Here is a 24756-nt window from a genome sequence, read left to right as displayed (position 1 = left end):
CACCTGTACTCAAAAATTTAAATATTGTTTAAATTTTAAGTTGAGTTTTGAGATCTGTTATAAAAATGTTTAATAAATGTGTACACAAAATCACTTTTTGTACTGGTATGATGGCCCTTTCCGCGCTATCATCTCCCGTTCTGTGATGGAGCGCACGTCAACTGCGGCTTGTCTCAATTCAAATTTTTTATCATCCGCGAACTTTTATGCCCTCAACTTCCCGCACACTCTCTCCGGCGTTGATAACACGTGAGACCCTTGCTGGCGTGCTGACTGCCCTGGCGTTAATTCCTGAAGTCATTTCATTTTCGGTCATTGCCGGCGTTGACCCGCAGGTCAGCCTGATTGCTTCGGTGGTGCTCTGTCTGGCGATGTCGGTTCTTGGCGGGCGCCCCGCGATGGTGACGGCGGCGGCAGGTTCTGTCGCCCTGGTGATTGGCCCGATGGTACATCAGCATGGCGTAGGGTATATTCTGCCTGCTGTCATTCTGGCTGGTATTATTCAAATTTTGTTTGGGGTCTGCGGTATGGCGCGGTTGATGCGCTTTATCCCGCCAGCGGTGATGACCGGTTTTGTTAATGCGCTCGGCATTCTTATTTTTTTCGCCCAGGTACCTCATTTCTGGAGCAGGCAGCCGCTCATCGTTGGCCTGTTCGTTCTGACGCTACTCATCGTGCTGTGGGCGCCGCGTTTTATCAAAGCCGTGCCGGCGCCGCTTATCGCTATCGTCCTCCTTACCGCTTATACCGTCACCAGCGGACAGCTCCTGCCAACCGTGGGTGATGAAGGCGCTATGGGCGGCGGTCTGCCGGGCTTCAACGCGCTGGCGGTGCCGCTGGATTTAAGCACCTTGAAAATTATCTGGCCCTGCGCCCTGAGTATCGCCTTTGTCGGCCTGATGGAATCGCTGCTGACGGCAAAGCTGGTTGACGATCTCACCCATACGCCGTCAAATAAGTCGCGTGAGAGCGCAGGACTGGGGATCGCCAATATCCTCGCGGGCTGCTATGGCGGCATCGCCGGGTGCGCGATGATCGGCCAGACTATCGTTAACGTGGAAATGGGCAAGGCGCGTAGCCGCCTATCGACAATAGTGGCCGGTCTGGTACTGCTGCTTCTGGTGACGGTGCTAAGCCAGGTGATGGCCAAAATTCCAATGGCGGTGCTGGCCGGGGTCATGGTGATCGTGGCGGTGAAAACCTTCAGCTGGCAGAGCATTCGCCCAACCGCGCTGGCGGGCAATCCGTGGCCGGAAACGGTGGTCATGGCGGTAACCGTCATCGTGACGGTCGCCACCGCTAATCTGGCGATCGGCGTACTGGCAGGACTTATCGCGATGGCGCTCATCCCTCGCCGCCTGCGCGTAAAAGCGCAGCTTACATCAGAAACAGCGTCGCCAGACCAAGGAAAATAAAGAAGCCGCCGGTATCGGTAATCGCGGTGATCATCACGCTGGAGCCGACCGCCGGATCGCGCCCCAGCTTGACCATTACCATCGGGATGATAACCCCCATCATCGCCGCCATCAGCAGGTTGAGCATCATCGCCAACGTCATCACCCCGCCAAGCTGCGGGTCATCATACAGCCACCAGGTGATAGCGCCCATTATCCCGCCCCATACCAGGCCATTAATCAGCGCGACGCCCATCTCGCGCAGGATGAGGAAGGTAAAACTTCCCGGCTGGATCTGCTGCAGCGCCATCGCGCGGACGATCATGGTGATCGTCTGATTGCCGGTATTCCCGCCTATCCCGGCGACGATCGGCATCAGCGAGGCCAGAGCCACCAGCTGCGAAATCGTATGTTCAAAGCCATCGATCACCCGGGAAGCGATAAACGCCGTACAGAGGTTCACCGCCAGCCACGCCCAGCGGGTTTTCACCGCTTTGCTCACCGGCGCAAAAACATCATCATCTTCGCTCAGACCGCCCATCCGGCGCAGGTCATTATCGGTCTCTTCGTACACCACATCGACGATTTCATCGATGGTCAAACGCCCCATCAGCTTGCCGTCGGCATCAATCACCGCAGCACTCAGTAAGTCATCACGTTCGAAGGTACGCGCCACTTTTTCCGCCTCTTCCTGCGGCTGGAAAGTCACCGGATCGCCTTCCATCACTTCGCCAACGCGCTTTTGCGCATCATTGAGCAGAATTGTCTGCAGCTCCAGCTCGCCAAGCAGCAGTTTATTACGGGTGGTGACGAACAGTTTGTCGGTGTTTTCCGGCATTTTGCCCAGACGGCGCAGATAGCGCTGTACCGCCGCCAGAGTGGCTTCCGGGCGAACGGTAATCACTTCAAATTCCATGATCGCGCCGACGGTGTTATCGGCGTAGCGCATCATCTGACGAATGCGCGCGCGTTTATCCGGCGGCAGCGTCGCCAGCAGGCGACCGGTTAAGTCGCGCGGCAGGTGCTGCAACAGGTAAACCTGTTCATCAATATCCAGCGATTGCAGGGCAAATATCAGGTCGTGGTCGCTCATCTTATCGATGAGATCGCCCCATACGCTCTCTGACGCCTCCAGCAGCACCTCGCCGCGCTTGTCATCGGCAACCAGCCCCCACAGCGCGGTACGCGCGTCATAAGGCAGCGCTTCCAGGGCATCGGCGAGGTCCGGCGGCGGCAGATGCGACACCAGTACTTCCACTTCCGCCAGGTCATCGGCCAGCGTCCCTTCATCATAGCGCTCCGCGAGGGTGAGTTTCCCCAACAGCGCGGAGGTGACGGCTTTATCAGTACTTAATAGCCAAATCAGGCGGGCGCGTTCTTCATCGCGTAATCGGGCGCTTTTTTTATGCAAAACGGACATCGCTCAGGCAATCCTTGTGAGAATAGAAGTCGACCTGCATGGCCGCAGCCATAAGCATAGCGCGAGGAGGGAGAAATAATAACCGCCAGCAATTTATCTGCCGCAAAAACCAGCAATATGGCCCGATCGGGCGAGAAAGCCCGGATCGGGTAATCAGCAAAAGCGTTAGGCGGTACGCGCGACCGCGTCGCGGGTCGCCAGTTCGCGCTCAACGCCGGTGAGCTCGCTAAGCTTGCCGCTGCGCATCTCCAGCAGGCGATCGGCATGCTGGAAATAGTGGTCATCGTGGCTGATGGCAAACACGGTTTTTCCCATTTGCTGCATCAGCGGCAGTAACACCTGATAAAACTCGCGGCGGAAATGCGGATCCTGATCCGCTGCCCATTCATCGAGCAAAATGATATCGCGCTCTTCGGCCAGCGCCAGCAGCAGCGCCACGCGCTTTTTCTGCCCTTTAGACAGCTTCAGATCGAGGATTTTCCCCTCTTCCAGCTGCAGCTTGTGGTCCATCTTCAGATACGCCAGCCACTTCGCGACCAGCGCCGGATCGGCGCGTTCGCCTTTTGGCCCCAAAAGACGATCAAATAGCCAGACATCGGTAAATACCGCCGAGAATAGCTTGCGGTAATCTTCTGGTTTTTCCGCCGCCAGCGGTTGACCATCGAGCAGGATCTGCCCGGAGAACGGTTGATACAGCCCGGTCAGCAACATCGCCAGCGTCGACTTGCCGCTGCCATTGCCGCCAATCAGAAACACCAGTTCGCCGCGTTTGAGAGTCAGATTAATCGGCCCGACGGCAAAACTGTTATCAGGATAATGGAACGACACATCGCGCAGCTCCAGGGTCTGCCAGTGCGGATGCGCCTGCGGCTCGGGGAAACCGGCGCGATAAGGCGCCAGCGCGAACTGATGCAGTTTATTGAATGCCACCTGGGCGCTGAGCAAGGTTGGCAGCGCCCCCACCGCCGACAGCAGCGGCGTACGCAGAAATAGCAGCGTCAGAGAATAGGTCGCCGCCACCGCGGTATTGGCCCACCCGAGGCCATTAGCCATCCAGAACACCAGACCGATGGCGCCAAGCATCATGATATTCGACCAGTTCACCGCGCTCAGGTGGAAGGTATCGGCGCGAATGATGTGGTGGCGATAGTCGCGGGCATCCGGCAGATACAGCTGATTAAAAACATATTCGGCGCGTTCGCGGTTCAGCGTCAGCTCTTTGCGCCCTTCCAGCACCGTCTGGTAATCATGATACAGCTTATCTTCGGTCTCGCGCAGGGTCGCCATATGCTTATAGACGCGCGCCACCAGCACAAAGCCGCCCCAGATAGTGACCGCCATCCAGACCGCGGTCACCAGCATCATTTTTCCTGACAGAAACGCCAGGTAGGCGGCGGACCCGAAGGTCAGGATAATCCCCTGCACCAGCTCAGGCAGGCGCACAAAGGCGATGGTGATGTTACGCACGTCACTGGTTAAGCCCGCCAACAGCGAAGCGCTGCCGATTTTTTCGATCTTTTCGATTTGGGTGTCGAGAATGCGTTTAATAAATTCGCCGCGCAGGCGATAGACGAAGTGGTGGCCAAGCGTGGTTAACGCCAGCTGCGAGCCGAGCGTGACCGCCATCAACAGCAGCAGCAGGCCGAGAAACTCCGGCAGCACGGTGAGCGAGGTATCAACAAGGGAAATCAGACGTAGGTTAATAAAGGCGATAAGCCCGATACCCAGCGCCGCGCTGAGCAAACTCAGCGCCATGACGGCAATGAACGGCCAGCGGTACTGGCGCCAAACAAGAACAAGTAATTCCATAAGCTACGATCCGGACAAGCAAACAGCCAGCAGTTTAAACGGCTTACCGACGACAGCAAGAATAATTCTTATTTTTGTTTTTGCCGTTGACCCGCGAGACGAAACGTGAGGTTGTAACGACAGGCGCCGGTCAGCGGATGCTCCCCCGGTTTAAGCGGCTGGATGCCGTGATAGAAGAGCCGTGATTCGCCGCCCCACACCACCACATCGCCATGCTCCAGCAGCAGCCTGCGCAGCGGATCGTTACGTTTAAGCCCGCCAAATTGAAACACCGCCGGCAGACCCAGCGACACTGAAACGATAGGCGCGCGCAAATCATGCTCATCTTTATCCTGATGCAGCGACAGCTTCGCGCCCGGTTGGTAGCGGTTAATCAGACAGGCATCCGGGGAAAAATGCGCATAACCCGCCTCCTGCGCCGCCTCCGCCGCCAGTTGCTGAAAAACCAATGGCATCGGCGGCCAATGCTCGCCGGTCAACGGATCGCCCGGCGCATAGAGATAGCCGTGCATATCGGTCGTCCAGCCGAGTTGGCCACAGTTGGTCATAGCCACCGACATGGTATAACCACCGGGGGTCACCATCTGGCGGAACGGAGAAGCGCTGGCCACTCCGGCGATGGCCTGCAGCAGCGCCGGCGCGCGCTGCACGGCGAAACGGCGTAATATCATCGCCCCGGGGGCCAGCGGCTCCTGCCAGGGCGGCGTATCGGCAAACAGATCGAGCATTATTTCTCCCGTATTTTTGCTTCGCGCGCCAGCAGCAGCGCTTTGCGTTCGCTTCCCCAACGATAGCCGGAAAGCGCCCCGCCCTCACGCACCACCCGATGGCAAGGAATAACTATCGCCAGCTTATTGGCAGCGCAGGCCCCGGCAACCGCTCTGACCGCGCGCGGTTGACCAATGCTGTGAGCCACCTCGCGGTAGCTGCGGGTTTCGCCTGCCGGGATCTGGCGCAAAGCTTGCCACACCCGTTGCTGGAAAGCGGTACCGCGAATATCCAGCGGCAAATTCACCGCCTGCTGCGGATTATCCAGATGGGCAACCACCTGCGCCACGCGTTCGGTAAACGTATCATCACCCGGCTGTAATTGGGCGCCGGGAAACAAGCTCGCCAGCTGCGCATATAACGCCTTATCGTCATCGCCCAGCAACACGGCGCATACGCCACGTTCGCTGAACGCCACCAGGCACCGGCCAGAGGCGCTATCGCTGCAAACCCAGCTAATCGCCACATCTTCGCCGCCGCGTTTAAACTGGCGGGCGGTCATGCCCAGCGTCTCGTTTGCCTGGCGATAATAGCTAGCGGAATCAGGGAAGCCGGCGGCTAATGCCGCGCTGGTGACATTCTCGCCGTGGCTTAATGCTTCGCGTAGGCGCCGCGCGCGCCAGGCCTGCTGCCAGGCCTTGGGCGTGAGCCCGGTGACGGATTTAAAAATACGATGGAAGTGAAACGGGCTGACCGCCAGCTGCTGCGCCAGCGCCTCAAGGGTGATTGGCGCCTCTTGTTCCAGCAGACGACAGGCGGCGGCCACCTTCTCGACCCGCTGTTGGTCGGGGTCGAGATTATCCGGCCGACACCGTTTACAGGGGCGATATCCGGCGGCCTTTGCGGCTTCGACATCAGCATAAAAGCGGACATTCTCCCGTAGCGCGCGCCGTGAACGGCACGAGGGACGGCAGCAGACGCCGGTGGTCAACACGGCGAAGACAAACTGCCCGTCGGCGCTGGCGTCGCGTTCGCAGACCGCCAGCCAGCGGCGGTCATCGTTAGTCATATCGGCAATCATCGGTTTCATAGCGGGCTCCTGCTGTAAGTGTATCCCTACTTTGCGCCTTGCTCCGCTCTAAAAAACTGCGCTTCTTGCTTTTTAATTCTGCTCGCCGACCAGGAAGGTGCGGAACTGCGGCGACATCCAGGTCTTAAAGCCGTCGCCCTCTTTCACAATCATATAGACCGCCAGCCCCTGCTCGTGTGCCACCTGTTGCGCTTTTTCCGGCCCTAATACCATCAGCCCGGTATCCCAGCCGTCGGCTTCCAGCGCGGTCGGCGCAATCACCGTCACCGAAACCAGCTTATGGTTGATGGGGTGCCCGGTTTGCGGATCGATAACGTGAGAAATACGTTTGCCGTCCAGCTCGTAGTAGTTGCGATAGCTGCCGGAGGTGCTGATGCCGTGGCCGTTGATATCGACTATCGCCTGGACGGCGTTTTCACGGTCGGTCGGTTTTTGAATCGCCACTCGCCAGGGTTTATCGTCGCCGTTCATCCCACGGCTGACCAATGCGCCGCCAACCGACACCAGATAACGGGCAATTCCTTCCTGCTCCATCAGCCGCGCCAGATGATCGGCCGCGTAGCCCTCGCCGACGGTGGAAAGATCGACAAATAAATCGGCAATATCTTTTTGCAGATACTGTTGGTCGGCGCGGTTAATCACCGTCAGATGCTGCAGCCCGGTACGCGCTTTTGCCGCCGCGATTTGCTGCTCCGTCGGCGTTTTTACCGGCTGCTTATCCGGGCCAAATCCCCATAGATTGACCAGCGGCCCGACGGTAACATCCATCGCTCCGGCGGTTTTTGCGCCAATACGCAGCGACAGAGTGACGATATCCGCCATCGCTTCGTTCACCGGCCACGGTTTGGTCGTGGCGGCATGATTGAAGCGCATCAGCGCGGAGTCGTTTTTCCAGGTCGAAAGCAGCAGATCGTCGCCATCGAGCTGCACCTGAACTTTATGGCGTAAATCTTCGGCTTTCGCCGGATCCAGCCCGACGACGCTAACGCGCCAATAGGTCCCCATCGTTTTGCCATCGAGCACGGTGGCGGCGGATTTTGGCGTGGCCGGGGATGTCGCGGAATCACAGCCGGTAAGCAGAACGCAAAGGCCGAAAAAGGCGGCGCGGAAAAAGGTGGTATCCATGAAAACGGGCTCCTGTTACAAAGGCAGCCAGAGTATACCAGCGAGGTTAAACCGGGCATAAAAAAAGGCGCCCGCAGGCGCCTTTTTCAACACTTCAGCTTGCTTAGAACTGGTAAACCAGGCCCAGAGCCACAACGTTGTCGGTAGAGATACCGGCCGCGCGGGTGAAGTCGTTGTCGTCCAGCAGGTTGATTTTGTAATCAACGTAGGTGGACATGTTTTTGTTGAAGTAGTAGGTCGCACCCAGGTCAACGTATTTCAGGATATCCTGGTCGCCATAGTTGATACCGGTGCCACGAATGGACAGGTCCTTACCTTTAGACTGCAGGTAAGCGATGGACGGACGCAGGCCGAAATCGAACTGGTACTGAGCAACCACTTCGAAGTTCTGCGCTTTGTCAGCAAAACCGATGTCGCCAGTGCGAGTTGCGTTGTAAGTCTGGGTGTACTGAGTCGCCAGGTATACGTTGTTAGCGTCGTATTTCAGACCACCGGTATAGGTTTCAGCGTCGTCGCCGTGACCCATAACACCATTAACGTTCTGATCGTCAGTACGTTTAGAGTGGGAGTAAGCGAAACCAGCGCTGATGCCGTCCCAGATATCATAAGTTACGGAGGTACCGTAGCCTTCGCCGTTCTGTTTCTGGAAGCCGCGACCGTTGTTGGTCATGTCTTCACCGCTGGTGCTGCCGTTTTTACCCTGGTACTGCAGAGCAAAATTCAGGCCGTCAACCAGACCGAAGAAGTCAGAGTTACGGTAGGTAGCAACGCCGTTAGCACGGGACTGCAGGAAGTTGTCGGAACCGTAGGTGTCGCCGCCGAATTCCGGCAGAACGTCGGTCCAGGAAGTTACGTCGTAAACAACGCCGTAGTTACGACCGTAGTCGAAAGAACCCGCGTCGCCGAATTTCAGACCAGCGAATGCCAGACGAGTCCAGGACTGCTTGTCAGAACCTTCGGTGTTGTTCGCCTGAACGTTGTATTCCCACTGGCCGTAACCGGTCAGCTGGTCGTTGATCTGGGTTTCGCCTTTCACGCCGATACGCATGTAGGTCTGGTCGCCGTCTACGCTCTTGTCGTCAGAGAAGTAGTGCAGACCATCAATTTTACCATACAGGTCTAATTTGTTGCCGTCTTTGTTATAAATTTCAGCCGCATTTGCTGCGCCCGCTACCAGCAGTGCTGGTACCAGGAGGGACAGTACTTTAACTTTCATGTTATTAACCCTCTGTTTGTTATATGCCTTTTATTATTGCCACTGCTTACTGATTACCCTTCTAATCAGTCGGCTGTATTCATTGTGCTGCAAAATGCAGAATAATCCAACAAGAATATGATACGAAAACTTCTAAGGTGTTTCAAAATGCGCACAAGATGTTTCAATTTGTAAATTCAAAGGAACTTTTCAGGCACGATAATGGTCGTCAAAATAAGCATCAAAAATCAAAAAAATAATATTTACCTTTAAAATCAAATCATTGAAAGCTGGTAAATGTATAGCACTGAATGGTAAAACAAAATCTTCTCCGAGGACTAAAATAATCCTCGCTATCATCATTAACTTTATTTATTACCGTCATTCAGTTCTGAATGTCTGTTTACCCCTATTTCAACCGGATGCCTCGCATCCGGTTTTTTTTACCCTTCTTTACGTATCTTTAATTAGGCTGTGCTAACGCAGAAAAAAATAACGACTATTAATCAATCAATTCCGAATGAAAGTCAGCCTATTTCGCCAATTTCTTGTTTTTTCGTGCTATTTACCTGCAACAAATGCCGGTTAATTGTACAAGATCAATTCCACTGTACATATTCGTCGTCGCTATGGTTTTGAGACAAATCTCAGCATTAAAAGATCCCTCAGCGTCAATCTGTTGTATGGATTTCCCGTTTTAGCCTTTATACTTCCAGCCAGTATTCGTTGTGCTGCCCGTCACTATGGCGCAACATCTTGTTTACAAACACTACTGAGCAGCTCTGCTACGCGATGACCCAAAAAAAATTCTCCCTGATCCCAGGCAACATCACCCGGTTCTTCATTTTGATGGTTATCGTCTTGCTCGCGATGATGGGCGTGATGATCCAAAGCTCGGTCAATACGTGGCTAAAAGACAGAAGTTACCAGGTGGTTGATATCAGCCACGCATTGCATAAACGCATCGATACCTGGCGTTACGCCACCTGGCAGATTTACGACAATATCGCCGCCACCAGCTCCAGTACCTCAAGCGATGGGCTACAGGAAACCCGACTGAAGCAGGACGTCTACTATCTGGAAAAGCCCCGACGCAAAACCGAAGCGCTGATTTTCGGATCTCATGACAGTTCGACGCTTGAGATGACGCAGAAGATTTCTAACTATCTCGATATTCTATGGGGCGCAGAAACCATCCCCTGGTCGATGTACTACCTCAACGGGCTGGATAACAGCCTGATTCTGGTCTCTACCCTGCCGCTGAAAGATCTGTCTTCGAGTTTTAAAGAATCGACGATAAGCAGCGTCGTGGAATCCCGCCGCGCCGAAATGCTGCTGCAGGCAAATACGCTGGATGAGCGTGAAACCTTTTCTTCGCTGCGCCATTTGACCTGGCAAAATGGCCACTACTTCACTCTGCGTACCACCTTTAACCAACCGGGCCACCTGGCAACGGTGGTGGCTTTCGATTTACCGATTAACGACCTCATCCCGCCGAGCATGTCGCTGGACAGCTTCCGTCTGGAGGCAGATCCGGCGCAGAATGCCGCCAACAGCCCTGATAAAGAAGCCGTTGATAACGTTAGCGTCAGCTTCAATGGCCTACGAATTGAGATAACCACCGCCATTAATACCACCGGCATGCGGCTGGTGTGGGTCGTGCCGTTCAGCACTTTGCTGATGGAGTCGCTGCAGAATATTTTACTGCCGCTGCTGCTCACCATTGGTCTGCTGGCATTAACCCTGTTTGGCTTTACTACTTTCCGCAACTATAGCGGTCGCCGTAGCCCCGGCAGCGTTAGCGCGGCACCCACCGCCGCCAACAGCGAACTTCGCGCTCAGCGCGCAATTAATGAAGAGATTGTCTCTTTGCTGCCGCTGGGCCTGTTGGTGCACGATCAGGAAGCCAATCGCACTATTATCAGCAACCCGATCGCCGATCATCTGTTGCCTCATCTGAACCTGCAGAACATCACCAACATGGCCGATCAGCATCAAGGGGTCATTCAGGCGACGATCAATAATGAACTTTATGAAATCCGCCAGTACCGAAGCCAGGTAGCTCCTCGTACGCAGATCCTGATTATTCGCGATCAGGATAGAGAAGTACTGGTGAATAAAAAGCTTAAGCAAGCCCAGCGGCTGTATGAAAAAAATCAGCAGGGGCGCATCGCTTTTATGCAAAATATTGGCGCCGCGCTCAAAGACCCCGCGCAGACTCTGGCGCAGGAAGCGGCGGCAATTGGCATTCATGAAAGCCGAAAACTGGCGCAGCATGCCGATGAACTAGTTCATCTTATCGATGAGATTCAGTTGGCGAACTTACTGGAAAGCGACGCCTGGAAAACCACTCCCGGTTTGTTCTCGATCCAGGGCTTAATAGATGAAGTGGTTCCTGAAGTTCTGCCGATGATCAAACGCAAAGGACTTCAGCTGTTAATCAATAACGCGCTGCCTGCTAACGAACAGCGCTATGGCGACCGCGATGCGCTGCGTCGTACGCTGTTACTGCTTATCCAATACGCCATTACCACGACGCAAATAGGAAAAATTACGCTTGAGGTGAGCAAAGATGAATCGGCCGACGATCGTCTGACCTTCCGTATCCTTGATACCGGCAACGGCGTGAGCGCTAATGAAATCGATAATATGCACTTCCCGTTCCTTAACGAGACGCAAGCCGACCAGTACGGCAAGGCTAATGCCCTCACCTTCTGGTTATGCGACCGTTTAACCCGCAAGCTTGGCGGGCAGCTTAATATTAAGGCGCGGGAATCGCTCGGCACCCGCTACTCGCTACACCTTAAAATGGCGGCAAGCGAGGAAGAGAGCGACTCCGGCGAACACCTGCTGGACGATGTGGTCGTGATGATTGACATTACCGCCAATGAAGTACGCCGCATCGTGACGCGCCAGTTAGAGAGCTGGGGCGCAAGTTGCATCACCCCGGACGAAAGACTCGCAAGTCAAGAGTACGATCTCTTTTTAACTGATAATCCGTCTAATCTTACTGCTTCAGGCTTGCTTTTAAGCGATGATGAGGTTGGGATACGCAAAATTGGCCCAGGTCAGTTGAGCGTCAATTTTAATATCAGCACTGCCATGCAGGAAGCTATCCTGCAGCTGATTGAGCAACAGCTGGCGCAAGAAGAGATTCAGCCCTCCTCAACTGGAAATGAAGGAAATGCTGAACTCCATGCCAGTGGTTATTACGCGCTGTTTGCCGACACTGTTCCGGATGATGTTCAGAGATTGTATACTGAATTCACCATCAGCGATTTCGCTGCGCTGGCGCAGACCGCTCACCGCCTCAAAGGGGCGTTTGCGATGCTTAATCTGATACCCGGCAAGCAGTTATGTGAAGCGCTTGAGCATCTGATTCATGAAAGAGATGCCCAAGGTATAGAAAAATACATCAGCGACATTGACGGTTACGTCAAGAGCTTGCTGTAGCAAGGTAGCCTAATACATGAACAATATGAACGTAATTATTGCCGATGACCATCCGATCGTACTGTTCGGCATTCGCAAGTCACTTGAGCAGATCGAGTGGGTGAATGTTGTTGGCGAATTTGAAGATTCCACAGCTCTGATTAACAATCTTCCTAAGCTTGACGCGCACGTCCTGATTACCGACTTGTCGATGCCTGGCGACAAATATGGCGATGGGATCACTCTGATCAAATACATCAAACGCCATTTCCCTGAGCTGTCGATTATCGTTCTGACCATGAACAACAACCCGGCTATTCTCAGCGCAGTGCTGGATCTCGACATTGAAGGGATCGTGCTGAAACAGGGTGCCCCGACCGACCTGCCGAAAGCGCTGGCCGCGCTGCAGAAAGGCAAAAAGTTTACTCCGGAAAGCGTCTCCCGCCTGCTGGAAAAAATCAGCGCCGGCGGTTATGGCGACAAACGCCTGTCGCCAAAAGAGAGTGAAGTTTTGCGTTTGTTCGCTGAAGGCTTCCTGGTCACCGAGATCGCCAAAAAGCTGAACCGCAGCATCAAGACCATCAGTAGCCAGAAGAAATCGGCAATGATGAAGCTGGGCGTCGAAAATGATATCGCGCTGCTGAACTATCTCTCTTCCGTCTCTCTCACCTCAACGGATAAAGAGTAATTCACTTTTCCCGGATGGCGGCAAGCCGCCGTTTCCGGGCCATTCTGAAGCTTTATGTCCCCACCCCGGAAAGCATCGCGCTCCGGGGAGATCTCAACGCCATGGAGTGCGACTTCAGCTTGTTGTTCTGGCCTTACGTACCTGTGCGGCATAGGTGGCCAGCGTGTGCTTGAGGATATCCAGCGTCACCGGTTTTGACAGACAACTATCCATTCCCGACTCCAGGCAGCGCTGCTTTTCTTCCGCCAGTGCGTTAGCCGTCACGCCAATGACCGGCAGAGTCATCTCCAGTTGCCGGATCCGCTGCGTCAGACGGTAGCCATCCATATTCGGCATGTTCACATCGCTGAGAACAATATCAATATGTTGTTTACTGAGGACGTTAAGCGCATCGACGCCATCATTGGCCGTCACGCATTGATAACCCAGTGAGCCAAGCTGGTCAGCCAACAGGCGGCGGTTAATCGGGTGATCGTCGACCACCAGAATCATCATGTCGTCATTGCTGACCGTTGGCGCGTCGTGGGCCGATAGCGCCGGACCATTCTCTTCCGCCGCCAGCGCCAGATGCAGCAGGCGTCCCAGCAACGGCAGGAGCTCATGCGGCGTGGTTACGCTATGCAACCACTCCCCAGGCGCGCGCTCAACGGGGATGCCGATATGGCGACGGCAGAAGATCACCGCAGCGCTTCCCGACCAACGCTCGCTGAGTTCATCATCGGTTAATAAAATATCGTCAGCGGCCGGCGTCTGGCCAGCAAATTGCCGTACCGTCAGGCCATGATATTTCAGCAGCGATTCGATAAACAGCGCCAGTGACGTGTTATGAATCGCCAGCCAGCAGGTGCTGTTGCTGTGCCGATCGGCCAACAGCGCCGGCATCTGCTGCATGCCATATAGCGGAATGCGGATGGTGAAACGGCTGCCCATGCCGGGTTCAGTTTCCACGGCAATGTCGCCATCCATCATGCTGATAAGTTTTTCACAGATAGCCAGCCCCAAGCCGGTGCCCTGGAAATTACGCTGTACCCCGGTACCGACCTGGAAGAACGGGTCGAACAGGCGCACAACTTCTTTCGCCGGGATCCCCTCTCCGGTGTCACGTACGCTAATTTGCAGATAGTCGCCGGCGCGCTGGACGTGTAACACGATACAGCCGGTATCGGTAAATTTAATGGCGTTACTCAGCAGGTTGGAGATGACCTGCTGCAGGCGCATCGGGTCGCCTATCATCGTTTGCGGAACATCCGGCTCGATGAAGCAGTACAGCCCAAGCTGCTTGCGCACCACCAGCGGTAGATAGTTCGCCGAAATATGATTCATAACCTCGCGCGGCGAAAACTCTCGTGGCTCGATTTTGAGCTGCTCAGACTCAATCTTCGAGAAGTCGAGAATATCGCTGATAATCTTCAATAGCAGGCTGGAGGAGTTATTCATCGCCGTCACCAGCCGATCGACCCCCTTCGGCAACGCTTTGGTCTGCAGCAGATCGAGGTTGCCAATAATGCCGTACAGCGGCGTACGCAGCTCGTGGCTGACGGTGGCGAGGAACATCGATTTCGACTGGCTGGCCTGCTCCGCCGCCTGGGCCATCTCCTGCAGCGACTCTTCCATTTTCACACGGGCGGAAACATCCACCAGCACACATATCGCTACGTTTTCATTACGATAGCGCGAGTGCACAAAGCTAATCTGCAGGTTGGTGTTGTTGCTGGTTAACACGTCGACGAAATTGACCTGCTGGCCGCAGATAATCTGCGTGAGCCGCTGGCGGTCTTCGTGAGTCAGCATATTCAGATAGTTATGCGCCAGTTCGTTACTCAGTATGTTAGTGCCGTCCTGAGTACGCAGAATACAGATCCCAACCGGCGCGGAGGCGACGATTTTACGGTTGAACTGCTCATGCTCTTCCAGACGCTGGGCGTCGTTTTCCGCCGGAATAAATATCCGCCGTTCATACATGCGCGCCAGCGCGAACAGGATCGCGCCGGTCAGGATATTCAATACGATAGCGTTGAGGATCAGCATCCTGATACGCTCCAGCACCTGATCGACGGAAACCGAATAGACAATACTCAGCGATGACGGCAGCAGGCTCTTTTTCAGCACCAGTTCGCGGAAACCAGAGCTATAGCCAAACCACATCCGCTCCTGCATCCAGCGGGTTTCCGGTTTAATGCTGTTATCCGGCCCGGCAAGAGAAATGAGCTGCTGGCCGTTATCATCGAGAATCGTCACGCTCATCGGCAGGCTGCCTGGCGTAAAGAAGCTCTCCATGCGGATAGTCTGCTCAACGCCGAGCATCGCCTGCAGGCGGTTGGCCATATAAATAGGCGTCAGCGCATAGAAATAGCCGACGCCCGGACGCACGCCCTGGCTAATCCAGAACAGGTTATTGCCGCGCTCGTTTTGCGGCGCATCGCGATATTGTTCGATACGCTGATGCAGCACCTTCAGCGCCTGATCGCGCTCCAGCGGCATATCGCGCAGGCCAAAATTAGCCATGCAGAGGTTGTCGCTGCCAATTAAAAAAATACGGTTCAGGTCGTAGGCGGCGGAGAAATTATCGCGCCAGTAGCGCATGAACCACGCCAGCGATTGCAGCGAATTACGCCAGGCGCCGCTCATTGCGCTGCAGTCGGAATCCGGATACAGCGGTTCAAAATTTGGGATAGTGATATTACCGCTGTTGGCAAGCGCCGCGCTGCCCTCGCTCCCGGTCGCCGCGCGGTTGCCTGCGACGTACTTCAGCTCTTTAATGACATCCGCAGTCCGCTGGATATAGCGCTGCGCCTGGTCGGCGTTAAGATTAAGCTCCTGACGAATTTCCGATTCCCGTTCATGCAGCGCGTTAACGATATAAAACACGGAGACAAAAGCAATCAGCATCCATAGCAGAACCGCCAGCGCTCTGAACAGATAACGAGAAACCTTTAAGGTCGTATGAAACGAGGCAAGATATTTCAATGGGGTAATGCTCGGTCGTCAGGGGCTCAACAGAATGGGGTTAAAGTAGCGGTAAATGGGCTTTGCCGCAATGTTAATGCAAAAAGGGCCGGGATAATACCCGGCCCTTTCAGAACATTTACCTGCGACGATTACTCTTCGTCTTCGGCGATGTCGTCGTCAGCATCGTTTTCCGGCGCAATATCATCATCGCCCTCCGCTACGCTGCCGTCGATGGCATCCAGTTCTTCGTCGTCAACCGGTTCAGCCACGCGCTGCAGGCCAACAACGTTTTCATCTTCCGCGGTACGGATCAGAATCACGCCCTGAGTATTACGACCCACGATGCTCACTTCAGAAACGCGAGTACGCACCAGGGTGCCCGCATCGGTGATCATCATGATCTGGTCGCAATCATCGACCTGCACGGCGCCGACCACTGAACCGTTACGTTCGGTGACCTTAATAGAGATAACGCCCTGCGTCGCACGTGACTTGGTCGGATACTCTGCTGCCGCAGTACGCTTGCCGTAACCGTTTTGCGTCACGGTCAGGATAGCGCCTTCGCCGCGAGGAATAATCAGCGACACCACGCTATCTTCGCCCGCCAGCTTGATGCCGCGTACGCCGGTTGCGGTACGCCCCATCGCGCGAACGGCGTCTTCTTTAAAGCGCACCACTTTACCGGCGGCGGAAAACAGCATCACTTCGTCCTGACCAGAAGTCAGATCGACGCCGATCAGTTCGTCCCCTTCGTTCAGATTGACGGCGATGATACCGGCAGAACGCGGACGGCTGAACTCGGTCAATGCCGTTTTCTTCACGGTACCGCTGGCGGTCGCCATAAAGACGTTAACGCCCTCTTCGTACTCGCGAACCGGCAGGATTGCGGTGATACGCTCGTCAGCTTCCAGCGGCAGCAGGTTGACGATCGGCCGACCACGCGCGCCGCGGCTTGCTTCCGGCAGTTGATAAACCTTCATCCAGTACAAACGACCGCGGCTGGAGAAGCAGAGGATCGTGTCATGGGTGTTGGCCACCAGCAGGCGGTCGATAAAGTCTTCTTCTTTAATACGCGCTGCCGATTTGCCTTTACCGCCACGACGCTGCGCTTCGTAGTCGGTTAACGGCTGATACTTCACATAACCCTGGTGCGACAGGGTCACGACAACATCTTCCTGGTTAATCAGGTCTTCGATATTGATATCAGCGCTGTTGGCGGTGATTTCAGTACGACGCGCATCGCCAAACTGTTCTTTGACCAGCTCCAGCTCTTCGCGAATAACTTCCATCAGACGATCGGCGCTACCCAGAATGTGCAGCAGCTCGGCAATCTGATCGAGCAGCTCTTTGTACTCGTCGAGCAGTTTTTCATGCTCCAGACCGGTCAGTTTCTGCAGACGCAGATCCAGAATCGCCTGGGCCTGCTGTTCGGTCAGATAGTACTGGCCGTCACGCACGCCGAACTCCGGCTCCAGCCATTCCGGGCGCGCAGCGTTATCGCCCGCGCGCTCCAGCATCGCGGAGACATTGCCCAGATCCCATGAACGCGCGATTAAACCCGCTTTTGCTTCCGCCGGCGTCGGCGCACGGCGAATCAGCTCAATGATCGGATCGATGTTAGCCAGCGCAATCGCCAGCGCTTCAAGGATATGCGCACGGTCGCGCGCTTTACGCAGTTCGAAAATAGTACGACGAGTGACAACTTCGCGGCGGTGACGAACAAACGCCGCAATGATGTCTTTCAGGTTCATGATCTTCGGCTGACCGTGGTGCAGCGCAACCATGTTGATACCGAAAGAAACCTGCAGTTGGGTCTGGGAGTAGAGGTTGTTAAGAACCACTTCACCCACCGCGTCGCGTTTCACTTCGATAACGATACGCATACCGTCTTTGTCAGATTCGTCGCGCAGCGCGCTGATGCCTTCAACGCGTTTTTCTTTCACCAGCTCGGCGATTTTCTCAATCAGGCGCGCTTTGTTCACCTGATACGGAATTTCGTGCACGATGATGGTTTCACGACCGGTTTTCGCGTCAGCTTCGACTTCCGCGCGCGCGCGAATGTAAACTTTACCGCGACCGGTACGATAGGCCTCTTCAATACCGCGACGGCCGTTAATGATAGCGGCGGTCGGGAAGTCCGGGCCCGGAATGTGTTCCATCAGCCCTTCAATGCTGATGTCTTCGTTATCAACGTACGCCAGGCAGCCGTTGATCACTTCCGTCAGGTTATGCGGCGGAATGTTGGTCGCCATACCTACGGCGATACCGGAAGAACCGTTCACCAGCAGGTTAGGGATTTTTGTCGGCATGACGTCAGGGATTTTCTCCGTGCCGTCATAGTTGTCGACGAAATCAACCGTCTCTTTTTCGAGATCGGCCATCAGCTCATGAGCGATCTTCGACATACGGATTTCCGTATAACGCATCGCTGCGGCGGAGTCGCCATCGACAGAACCAAAGTTACCCTGGCCATCGACCAGCATATAACGCAAGGAGAACGGCTGCGCCATACGTACGATGGTGTCATAAACGGCGGTATCACCATGCGGGTGGTATTTACCGATTACGTCGCCAACGACACGGGCTGATTTTTTATAGGCTTTGTTCCAGTCATTGCCCAATACGTTCATGGCGTATAGTACGCGACGGTGTACCGGCTTCAGGCCATCTCGGACATCCGGCAGCGCACGGCCAACAATGACCGACATCGCATAATCCAGATACGAGCTTTTCAGCTCTTCCTCAATGTTGACCGGTGTAATTTCTCTCGCAAGGTCGCTCATCTAACCGCTATCCCTCTACTGTGTCCCGGATTCAAAGGTCGCAAATTATAACACAGCCGTCGTAATAGAGGTAAAGCAATACGGTTTATTCGTGGCAGTCTGCTGATATACTCGCAGGTCAGAACAGAAAAGGAGTAAAAGCGCCCATGAATGCCGAAAAACCGTCGGTGGCCCCCAACGTTGATCACAATGAAATCGCCAAATTTGAAGCCGTCGCCTCGCGCTGGTGGGATTTAGAAGGCGAGTTCAAACCGCTGCATCGCATCAACCCGTTGCGCCTAGGCTATATTGCCGAACGCTCCGGCGGCCTGTTCGGCAAAAAAGTGCTTGATGTCGGCTGCGGTGGCGGCATCCTCGCCGAAAGCATGGCGCGCGAAGGTGCGACGGTCACCGGTCTGGATATGGGCTTCGAGCCGCTGCAGGTCGCAAAACTGCACGCGCTGGAGAGCGGCGTTCAGGTGGAGTATGTGCAGGAGACCGTCGAAGAGCACGCGGCGAAGCACGCCCAACAGTACGACGTCGTCACCTGTATGGAGATGCTCGAGCACGTCCCTGACCCACAGTCGGTGGTGCACGCCTGCGCGCGGCTGGTGAAGCCCGGCGGGCAGGTCTTCTTCTCGACCATTAACCGCAACGGCAAAGCCTGGCTGATGGCCGTGGTCGGCGCGGAATACGTGATGAAAATGGTGCCAAAAGGTACGCATGACGTGAAGAAGTTTATCAAGCCGGCGGAGCTCATCGGCTGGATCGATCAGACTTCTCTGAAAGAGCAGCACATCACCGGCCTGCATTACAATCCGCTCACCAATACCTTCAAGCTGGCGCCGGGCGTTGATGTTAACTATATGTTGCATACAACGGCGAAAAAAGCATAACGTCATACGTTTTTATGATGATGATTGCGCGGCATCAAGCTGCGCAATTTTCCCTTCCGACGAAGAAATCAGCACTCGATCAAATTTTGATTTTTTTTTCTGTTTTATTGACTTCTTCTCCAGGCCTTATACGGCGTGGACTTAGCGATTATTACGCCTGCGCAACCTCAAATTAACGTCAAAATCAACCCTTGTACTCAAAAGAATCCTTACTAAAATAACTCACCATATAGCGTTCTTTTTATCGACAACCCCCTACATATAGTATTTATCCACAGAGTTAGTCACAACGACTTGCTGTGGATAAATGGGGGGATATTTTTTCTCACGGACAGGTAAAAACCACATGAATCAGAGTCTGCTGGTGACAAAGCGCGACGGTAGCACCGAGCGTATCAATCTCGACAAAATCCATCGCGTACTAGATTGGGCGGCAGAAGGACTGAATAACGTTTCGATTTCTCAGGTAGAACTGCGTTCACATATTCAGTTCTATGACGGCATCAAAACCGCCGACATCCACGAGACTATTATTAAGGCCGCAGCGGACCTGATCTCCCGCGATGCGCCGGACTACCAGTACCTCGCCGCGCGACTGGCGATTTTCCACCTGCGCAAGAAAGCGTTTGGCCAGTTTGAACCGCCAGCGCTGTACGCCCATGTGGTAAACATGGTCGAAAAAGGTAAATACGATCATCATCTGCTGGAAGACTACACGGAAGAAGAGTTCCAGCAGATGGACGGTTTTATCGACCACTGGCGCGATATGAACTTCTCCTATGCCGCCGTTAAGCAGCTGGAAGGTAAATACCTGGTGCAGAACCGCGTCAGCGGCGAAATCTATGAAAGCGCCCAGTTCCTCTATATTCTGGTCGCGGCTTGCCTGTTCTCTAACTATCCGCGTGAGACCCGTCTGGACTACATCAAGCGTTTCTATGACGCGGTGTCCACCTTTAAAATTTCGCTGCCGACGCCGATCATGTCCGGCGTGCGTACCCCAACTCGTCAGTTCAGCTCCTGCGTGCTGATTGAGTGCGGCGATAGCCTGGATTCGATCAACGCCACCTCCAGCGCGATTGTGAAATACGTTTCCCAGCGCGCCGGTATCGGTATCAACGCCGGCCGCATTCGTGCGCTGGGTAGCCCGATCCGCGGCGGCGAAGCCTTCCACACCGGCTGCATCCCGTTCTATAAGCACTTCCAGACCGCGGTGAAATCCTGCTCGCAGGGCGGCGTTCGCGGCGGCGCGGCCACCCTCTTCTATCCGATGTGGCATCTGGAAGTCGAAAGCCTGCTGGTGTTGAAAAACAACCGCGGCACCGACGCCAACCGCGTTCGCCACATGGACTACGGCGTGCAGATCAACAAGCTGATGTACACCCGCCTGCTGAAAGGCGAGGACATCACTCTGTTCAGCCCATCCGACGTTCCTGGCCTGTACGATGCGTTCTTCGCCGATCAGGATGAGTTCGAACGTCTGTACACTAAATACGAAAAAGACGACAGCATCCGCAAACAGCGTATTAAAGCCGTTGAGCTGTTCTCGCTGATGATGCAGGAACGCGCGTCTACCGGCCGTATCTATATCCAGAACGTTGACCACTGCAACACCCACAGCCCGTTCGACCCGGTTGTCGCGCCGGTGCGCCAGTCTAACCTGTGCCTGGAAATCGCCTTGCCGACCAAACCGCTGGACGATGTGAACGACGAAAATGGCGAAATCGCGCTGTGCACGCTGTCGGCGTTCAACCTTGGCGCCATCGATAGCCTCGACGAGCTGGAAGACCTGGCGGTACTGGCGGTGCGCGCGCTGGATGCCCTGCTGGATTATCAGGATTACCCAATCCCGGCGGCCAAACGCGGCGCGATGGGTCGTCGTACGCTGGGCATCGGCGTTATCAACTTCGCTTACTATCTGGCGAAACATGGCAAGCGCTACTCCGACGGCAGCGCCAACAATCTGACGCACAAAACGTTCGAAGCCATTCAGTACTATCTGCTGAAGGCCTCCAACGAACTGGCTATCGAACAAGGCGCCTGCCCGTGGTTCAATGAAACTACCTACGCGCAGGGTATTCTGCCGATCGATACCTACAAGAAAGACCTGGATGCGATCGTGAGCGAATCTCTGCATTTCGACTGGGAGCAGCTGCGTGAATCCATCAAAACCCACGGCCTGCGTAACTCCACGCTCTCCGCGTTGATGCCGTCTGAGACCTCTTCGCAGATCTCCAACGCCACCAACGGCATCGAACCGCCGCGCGGCCACGTGAGCATCAAAGCGTCGAAAGACGGGATCCTGCGCCAGGTCGTTCCGGATTACGAAAATCTGCAGAACGCCTACGAACTGCTGTGGGAAATGCCGAATAACGACGGTTATCTGCAGCTGGTCGGCATCATGCAGAAGTTCATCGATCAGTCGATTTCCGCCAACACCAACTACGACCCGACGCGTTTCCCGTCCGGAAAAGTGCCGATGCAACAGTTGCTGAAAGACCTGCTTAACGCCTATAAATTCGGCGTGAAAACGCTGTACTATCACAACACCCGTGATGGCGCGGAAGACGCCCAGGATGACCTGGCGCCGTCAATTCAGGACGACGGCTGCGAAAGCGGCGCATGTAAGATCTAAGGTATTTTTGCCGGGTGGCGCGATGCTTACCCGGCCTACGGTTTTGTAGGCCCGGCAAACGCAGTGTTGCCGGGCGATACAATCTCAACAGGACCCACTCATGGCATACACCACTTTTTCACAGACGAAAAACAATCAACTGCTTGAGCCGATGTTTTTTGGCCAGCCGGTTAACGTGGCCCGCTACGATCAGCAAAAATATGACATCTTTGAAAAACTGATTGAAAAGCAGCTCTCCTTCTTCTGGCGCCCGGAAGAAGTCGACGTTTCGCGCGATCGCATCGACTATCAGGCGCTGCCGGAACATGAAAAGCATATTTTTATCAGCAACCTGAAATATCAGACGCTGCTCGACTCCATCCAGGGCCGTAGCCCGAACGTCGCGCTGCTGCCGCTGATTTCCATCCCGGAACTGGAAACTTGGGTGGAAACCTGGGCCTTTTCAGAGACGATCCACTCGCGTTCCTACACCCACATTATCCGCAACATCGTCAACGACCCGGCGACGGTGTTCGACGATATCGTGACCAATGAGCAGATCCAGAAACGCGCCGAAGGCATCTCTCACTATTACGATTCTTTGATCGAAATGACCAGCTACTGGCATCTGCTGGGCGAAGGCACTCACACCGTCAACGGCAAAACCGTGACCGTGAATCTGCGCGAGCTGAAAAAGAAACTGTATCTATGCCTGATGAGCGTCAACGCGCTGGAAGCGATCCGCTTCTACGTTAGTTTCGCCTGCTCCTTCGCCTTTGCCGAACGCAAGCTGATGGAAGGTAACGCCAAAATTATTCGCCTGATCGCCCGCGATGAAGCGCTGCACCTGACCGGCACTCAGCATATGCTGAACCTGCTGCGCTCCGGCAGCGACGATCCGGAAATGGCGGAAATCGCCGAAGAGTGCAAACAAGAGTGCTATGACCTGTTTGTACTGGCGGCGCAGCAGGAAAAAGAGTGGGCGGACTATCTTTTCCGCGACGGCTCGATGATCGGCCTGAACAAAGATATTCTCTGCCAGTACGTAGAGTACATCACCAATATCCGCATGCAGGCGGTGGGCCTCGATCTACCGTTCCAGACCCGCTCCAACCCGATCCCATGGATCAACACCTGGCTGGTTTCCGACAACGTTCAGGTCGCGCCGCAGGAAGTGGAAGTCAGCTCTTATCTCGTCGGTCAGATCGATTCTGAAGTCGATGCCGACGATCTGAGCAACTTCCAGCTGTAATGAAGCGGATTTTCTTGAGGATTTCTGACACTCGCCTTGAGTGTCAGGATGAACATCCTTCCCTGTTGGCCGCTCTTGAATCGCATAACATCGACGTGGAGTATCAGTGCCGCGAAGGCTATTGCGGTTCCTGCCGCACGCGTCTGGTGTCAGGCCAGGTTGACTGGTTGACAGAACCGCTGGCGTTTATCCAGCCGGGAGAAATTTTGCCCTGCTGCTGCCGGGCGAAAGGCGATATTGAGATCGAGATGTAAGTGTTGTCGATGTGTGCGGCCTGATGCCCTCACCTCGGCCCTCTCCCACAGGGAGAGGGTGAAAACATAAAAAAGGGCCTTACGGCCCTTTTGTTTTATTTCGCGTCCAGGAACTGCACTGCTTTATCCGGGAAATCGGTAAACAAGCCGTCGACGCCCGCCTGGTTATACAGCACGTCATAGAGCTGGTTAACGTTAGTGGCGTACTCCGGCAACTGATCCGCGCGCACGGTGTACGGATGCACCTGCAGATGGCTGGCGTGCGCCTCTTTTACCATCGCCGTCAGCTTCACCGCGCCTGGCTTCGAGCCTTCCGCTACCAGCATATGGTAATCCGGGCCGATACCGTCGGCGTACTGCGCAATCTGCGTCATCGCCCCCGGCTTGAACATCCAGTCATAGCTGTAGTTCACCCATTTACCATCGGCCTGTTTCTGCTGCGTTTCATTCCAGTCGGTATAGGCGATGAGCTGCACCAGATTGAGATCCATACCCATCTTCGGCTCCAGCTCATTCTTAATGCGTTTGAGCTCGTTGGCGTCAAAACACTGCAGATAAACCTTATCCTGCTTGCTGGTGTAGCCATATTCCTTCAGCACCTTCAGCGTGCTGGCGGCAATATCTTTGCCTTCCTGATGGTGGAACCACGGCGCTTTGATTTCCGGGTAGATACCGATATTTTTCCCCGTCGAATGATTCAGCCCCTGCACAAACTCAATCTCTTCTTCAAAGGTATGAATGCGGAAATCGGATTTACCCATCGGGAAACGCCCGGGATAGGTCTGCACGTTCTTACCATCTTTCGGCTCAAAACCTTCGGTGAACTTCAGCGACTTAATCTCGGCCAGGGTAAAGTCGATGGCGTAAAAACGGCCATCTTTACGCGCCCGCTGCGGGAAACGCTGCGCAACATCAGTCACCCGATCGAGATAGTGGTCATGCAACACCACCAGCCGATCGTCTTTGGTCATGACCAGGTCTTGCTCAAGGTAATCCGCCCCCTGAGCGTAAGCCATCGCTTTCGCCGGCAGGGTATGTTCCGGCAGATACCCGCTGGCGCCGCGGTGGGCGATGACAATTTTATCAGCGGCTGTCGCGCTGAAGCACAGCGCTGAACTGGCCAAAATCATTCCGCTCATTAGCGCGGTAAGTTTCATTTTCATCGCCGCTC

At 54.8% G+C, this 24756-nt stretch carries 16 protein-coding genes; 7 read left to right on the top strand and 9 right to left on the bottom strand.

From position 1 onward, the window contains the following. The first annotated feature begins 206 nt into the window (after positions 1 to 206). Positions 207 to 1415, top strand: coding sequence for a SulP family inorganic anion transporter (locus PGR79_RS15500; protein ID WP_411325888.1), 1209 nt, complete (start codon positions 207 to 209; stop codon positions 1413 to 1415). Here PGR79_RS15500 and mgtE read toward each other — a convergent pair. The 6 genes from mgtE to PGR79_RS15470 form a co-directional block, all read right to left on the bottom strand. Continuing rightward, positions 1378 to 2814, bottom strand: a complete 1437-nt coding sequence (gene mgtE, locus PGR79_RS15495; RefSeq protein WP_015706137.1) for a magnesium transporter — start codon at positions 2812 to 2814, stop codon at positions 1378 to 1380. The two genes, PGR79_RS15500 and mgtE, sit on opposite strands and share 38 nt — an antisense overlap. Before the next feature lie 165 nt (positions 2815 to 2979). After that, complete coding sequence (locus tag PGR79_RS15490; RefSeq protein ID WP_087860134.1) at positions 2980 to 4623, bottom strand: multidrug ABC transporter permease/ATP-binding protein; 1644 nt, start codon at positions 4621 to 4623, stop codon at positions 2980 to 2982. A gap of 68 nt (positions 4624 to 4691) precedes the next feature. Beyond that, positions 4692 to 5351, bottom strand: a complete 660-nt coding sequence (alkB, locus tag PGR79_RS15485) for a DNA oxidative demethylase AlkB (protein WP_113374344.1) — start codon at positions 5349 to 5351, stop codon at positions 4692 to 4694. Then, positions 5351 to 6421: a bifunctional DNA-binding transcriptional regulator/O6-methylguanine-DNA methyltransferase Ada gene (gene ada / locus PGR79_RS15480; protein WP_113374343.1), complete on the bottom strand. Its 1071-nt coding sequence runs from the start codon at positions 6419 to 6421 to the stop codon at positions 5351 to 5353. Before ada ends, alkB begins: the two co-directional genes overlap by 1 nt. A 72-nt stretch (positions 6422 to 6493) precedes the next feature. Next, on the bottom strand, positions 6494 to 7546 hold the full coding sequence (apbE, locus tag PGR79_RS15475; protein ID WP_113374342.1) for an FAD:protein FMN transferase ApbE: 1053 nt from the start codon (positions 7544 to 7546) through the stop codon (positions 6494 to 6496). A gap of 103 nt (positions 7547 to 7649) precedes the next feature. Further along, positions 7650 to 8762, bottom strand: coding sequence for a porin OmpC (locus PGR79_RS15470; RefSeq protein WP_045391399.1), 1113 nt, complete (start codon positions 8760 to 8762; stop codon positions 7650 to 7652). Positions 8763 to 9533: 771 nt separating this feature from the next. On the opposite strand from PGR79_RS15470, the gene rcsD reads away from it, so the two are divergent. Beyond that, positions 9534 to 12194, top strand: coding sequence for a phosphotransferase RcsD (rcsD, locus tag PGR79_RS15465; RefSeq protein ID WP_113374340.1), 2661 nt, complete (start codon positions 9534 to 9536; stop codon positions 12192 to 12194). Positions 12195 to 12210: 16 nt separating this feature from the next. Beyond that, on the top strand, positions 12211 to 12861 hold the full coding sequence (rcsB, locus tag PGR79_RS15460) for a response regulator transcription factor RcsB (RefSeq protein ID WP_015365624.1): 651 nt from the start codon (positions 12211 to 12213) through the stop codon (positions 12859 to 12861). Positions 12862 to 12975: 114 nt separating this feature from the next. Here the strand turns inward: rcsB and rcsC are convergent, their stop codons facing one another. Both rcsC and gyrA read right to left on the bottom strand, forming a co-directional pair. Continuing rightward, complete coding sequence (gene rcsC, locus PGR79_RS15455) at positions 12976 to 15828, bottom strand: two-component system sensor histidine kinase RcsC (protein ID WP_113374339.1); 2853 nt, start codon at positions 15826 to 15828, stop codon at positions 12976 to 12978. A 131-nt stretch (positions 15829 to 15959) separates the two neighbouring features. Next, positions 15960 to 18593 carry a DNA topoisomerase (ATP-hydrolyzing) subunit A gene (gene gyrA, locus PGR79_RS15450; protein WP_045391405.1) on the bottom strand — a complete coding sequence of 878 codons (2634 nt, stop codon included), beginning with the start codon at positions 18591 to 18593 and terminating at the stop codon, positions 15960 to 15962. A 146-nt stretch (positions 18594 to 18739) separates the two neighbouring features. Here gyrA and ubiG point away from each other — a divergent pair, with 146 nt between their 5' ends. The 4 genes from ubiG to yfaE all read left to right on the top strand — a co-directional run bounded on the left by ubiG (position 18740) and on the right by yfaE (position 23585). Next, positions 18740 to 19468, top strand: coding sequence for a bifunctional 2-polyprenyl-6-hydroxyphenol methylase/3-demethylubiquinol 3-O-methyltransferase UbiG (gene ubiG, locus PGR79_RS15445; RefSeq protein ID WP_045391407.1), 729 nt, complete (start codon positions 18740 to 18742; stop codon positions 19466 to 19468). A 346-nt stretch (positions 19469 to 19814) separates the two neighbouring features. Continuing rightward, positions 19815 to 22100, top strand: coding sequence for a class 1a ribonucleoside-diphosphate reductase subunit alpha (gene nrdA, locus PGR79_RS15440; protein WP_113374338.1), 2286 nt, complete (start codon positions 19815 to 19817; stop codon positions 22098 to 22100). 100 nt (positions 22101 to 22200) lie between these two features. Beyond that, on the top strand, positions 22201 to 23331 hold the full coding sequence (nrdB, locus tag PGR79_RS15435) for a class Ia ribonucleoside-diphosphate reductase subunit beta (protein WP_015365618.1): 1131 nt from the start codon (positions 22201 to 22203) through the stop codon (positions 23329 to 23331). Next, positions 23331 to 23585, top strand: a complete 255-nt coding sequence (gene yfaE, locus PGR79_RS15430) for a class I ribonucleotide reductase maintenance protein YfaE (RefSeq protein ID WP_015365617.1) — start codon at positions 23331 to 23333, stop codon at positions 23583 to 23585. Before nrdB ends, yfaE begins: the two co-directional genes overlap by 1 nt. A 95-nt stretch (positions 23586 to 23680) precedes the next feature. Here the strand turns inward: yfaE and glpQ are convergent, their stop codons facing one another. Further along, the gene (gene glpQ, locus PGR79_RS15425; RefSeq protein WP_213794356.1) at positions 23681 to 24748 is read right to left on the bottom strand and encodes a glycerophosphodiester phosphodiesterase; all 1068 of its coding nucleotides are present in this window, start codon (positions 24746 to 24748) and stop codon (positions 23681 to 23683) included. Positions 24749 to 24756: the final 8 nt, after the last annotated feature.

The sequence above is a fragment of the Klebsiella sp. 141161 genome, assembly GCF_050600815.1.
Classification (GTDB): Bacteria; Pseudomonadota; Gammaproteobacteria; order Enterobacterales; family Enterobacteriaceae; genus Klebsiella; species Klebsiella aerogenes.
The sequence above is the reverse complement of the archived record's forward strand: the minus strand, read 5'-3'. Positions and strand labels throughout refer to the sequence as shown.

What these genes read in the sequence shown, in the direction of transcription:
- alkB (WP_113374344.1), bottom strand. Translation starts at nt 5,351, where the DNA reads ATGCTCGATCTGTTTGCCGATACGCCGCCCTGGCAGGAGCCGCTGGCC.
- yfaE (WP_015365617.1), top strand. Translation starts at nt 23,331, where the DNA reads ATGAAGCGGATTTTCTTGAGGATTTCTGACACTCGCCTTGAGTGTCAG.
- apbE (WP_113374342.1), bottom strand. Translation starts at nt 7,546, where the DNA reads ATGGATACCACCTTTTTCCGCGCCGCCTTTTTCGGCCTTTGCGTTCTG.
- PGR79_RS15490 (WP_087860134.1), bottom strand. Translation starts at nt 4,623, where the DNA reads ATGGAATTACTTGTTCTTGTTTGGCGCCAGTACCGCTGGCCGTTCATT.
- ada (WP_113374343.1), bottom strand. Translation starts at nt 6,421, where the DNA reads ATGAAACCGATGATTGCCGATATGACTAACGATGACCGCCGCTGGCTG.
- nrdA (WP_113374338.1), top strand. Translation starts at nt 19,815, where the DNA reads ATGAATCAGAGTCTGCTGGTGACAAAGCGCGACGGTAGCACCGAGCGT.
- ubiG (WP_045391407.1), top strand. Translation starts at nt 18,740, where the DNA reads ATGAATGCCGAAAAACCGTCGGTGGCCCCCAACGTTGATCACAATGAA.
- gyrA (WP_045391405.1), bottom strand. Translation starts at nt 18,593, where the DNA reads ATGAGCGACCTTGCGAGAGAAATTACACCGGTCAACATTGAGGAAGAG.
- rcsD (WP_113374340.1), top strand. Translation starts at nt 9,534, where the DNA reads ATGACCCAAAAAAAATTCTCCCTGATCCCAGGCAACATCACCCGGTTC.
- glpQ (WP_213794356.1), bottom strand. Translation starts at nt 24,748, where the DNA reads ATGAAAATGAAACTTACCGCGCTAATGAGCGGAATGATTTTGGCCAGT.
- nrdB (WP_015365618.1), top strand. Translation starts at nt 22,201, where the DNA reads ATGGCATACACCACTTTTTCACAGACGAAAAACAATCAACTGCTTGAG.
- PGR79_RS15470 (WP_045391399.1), bottom strand. Translation starts at nt 8,762, where the DNA reads ATGAAAGTTAAAGTACTGTCCCTCCTGGTACCAGCACTGCTGGTAGCG.
- PGR79_RS15500 (WP_411325888.1), top strand. Translation starts at nt 207, where the DNA reads ATGCCCTCAACTTCCCGCACACTCTCTCCGGCGTTGATAACACGTGAG.
- rcsB (WP_015365624.1), top strand. Translation starts at nt 12,211, where the DNA reads ATGAACAATATGAACGTAATTATTGCCGATGACCATCCGATCGTACTG.
- mgtE (WP_015706137.1), bottom strand. Translation starts at nt 2,814, where the DNA reads ATGTCCGTTTTGCATAAAAAAAGCGCCCGATTACGCGATGAAGAACGC.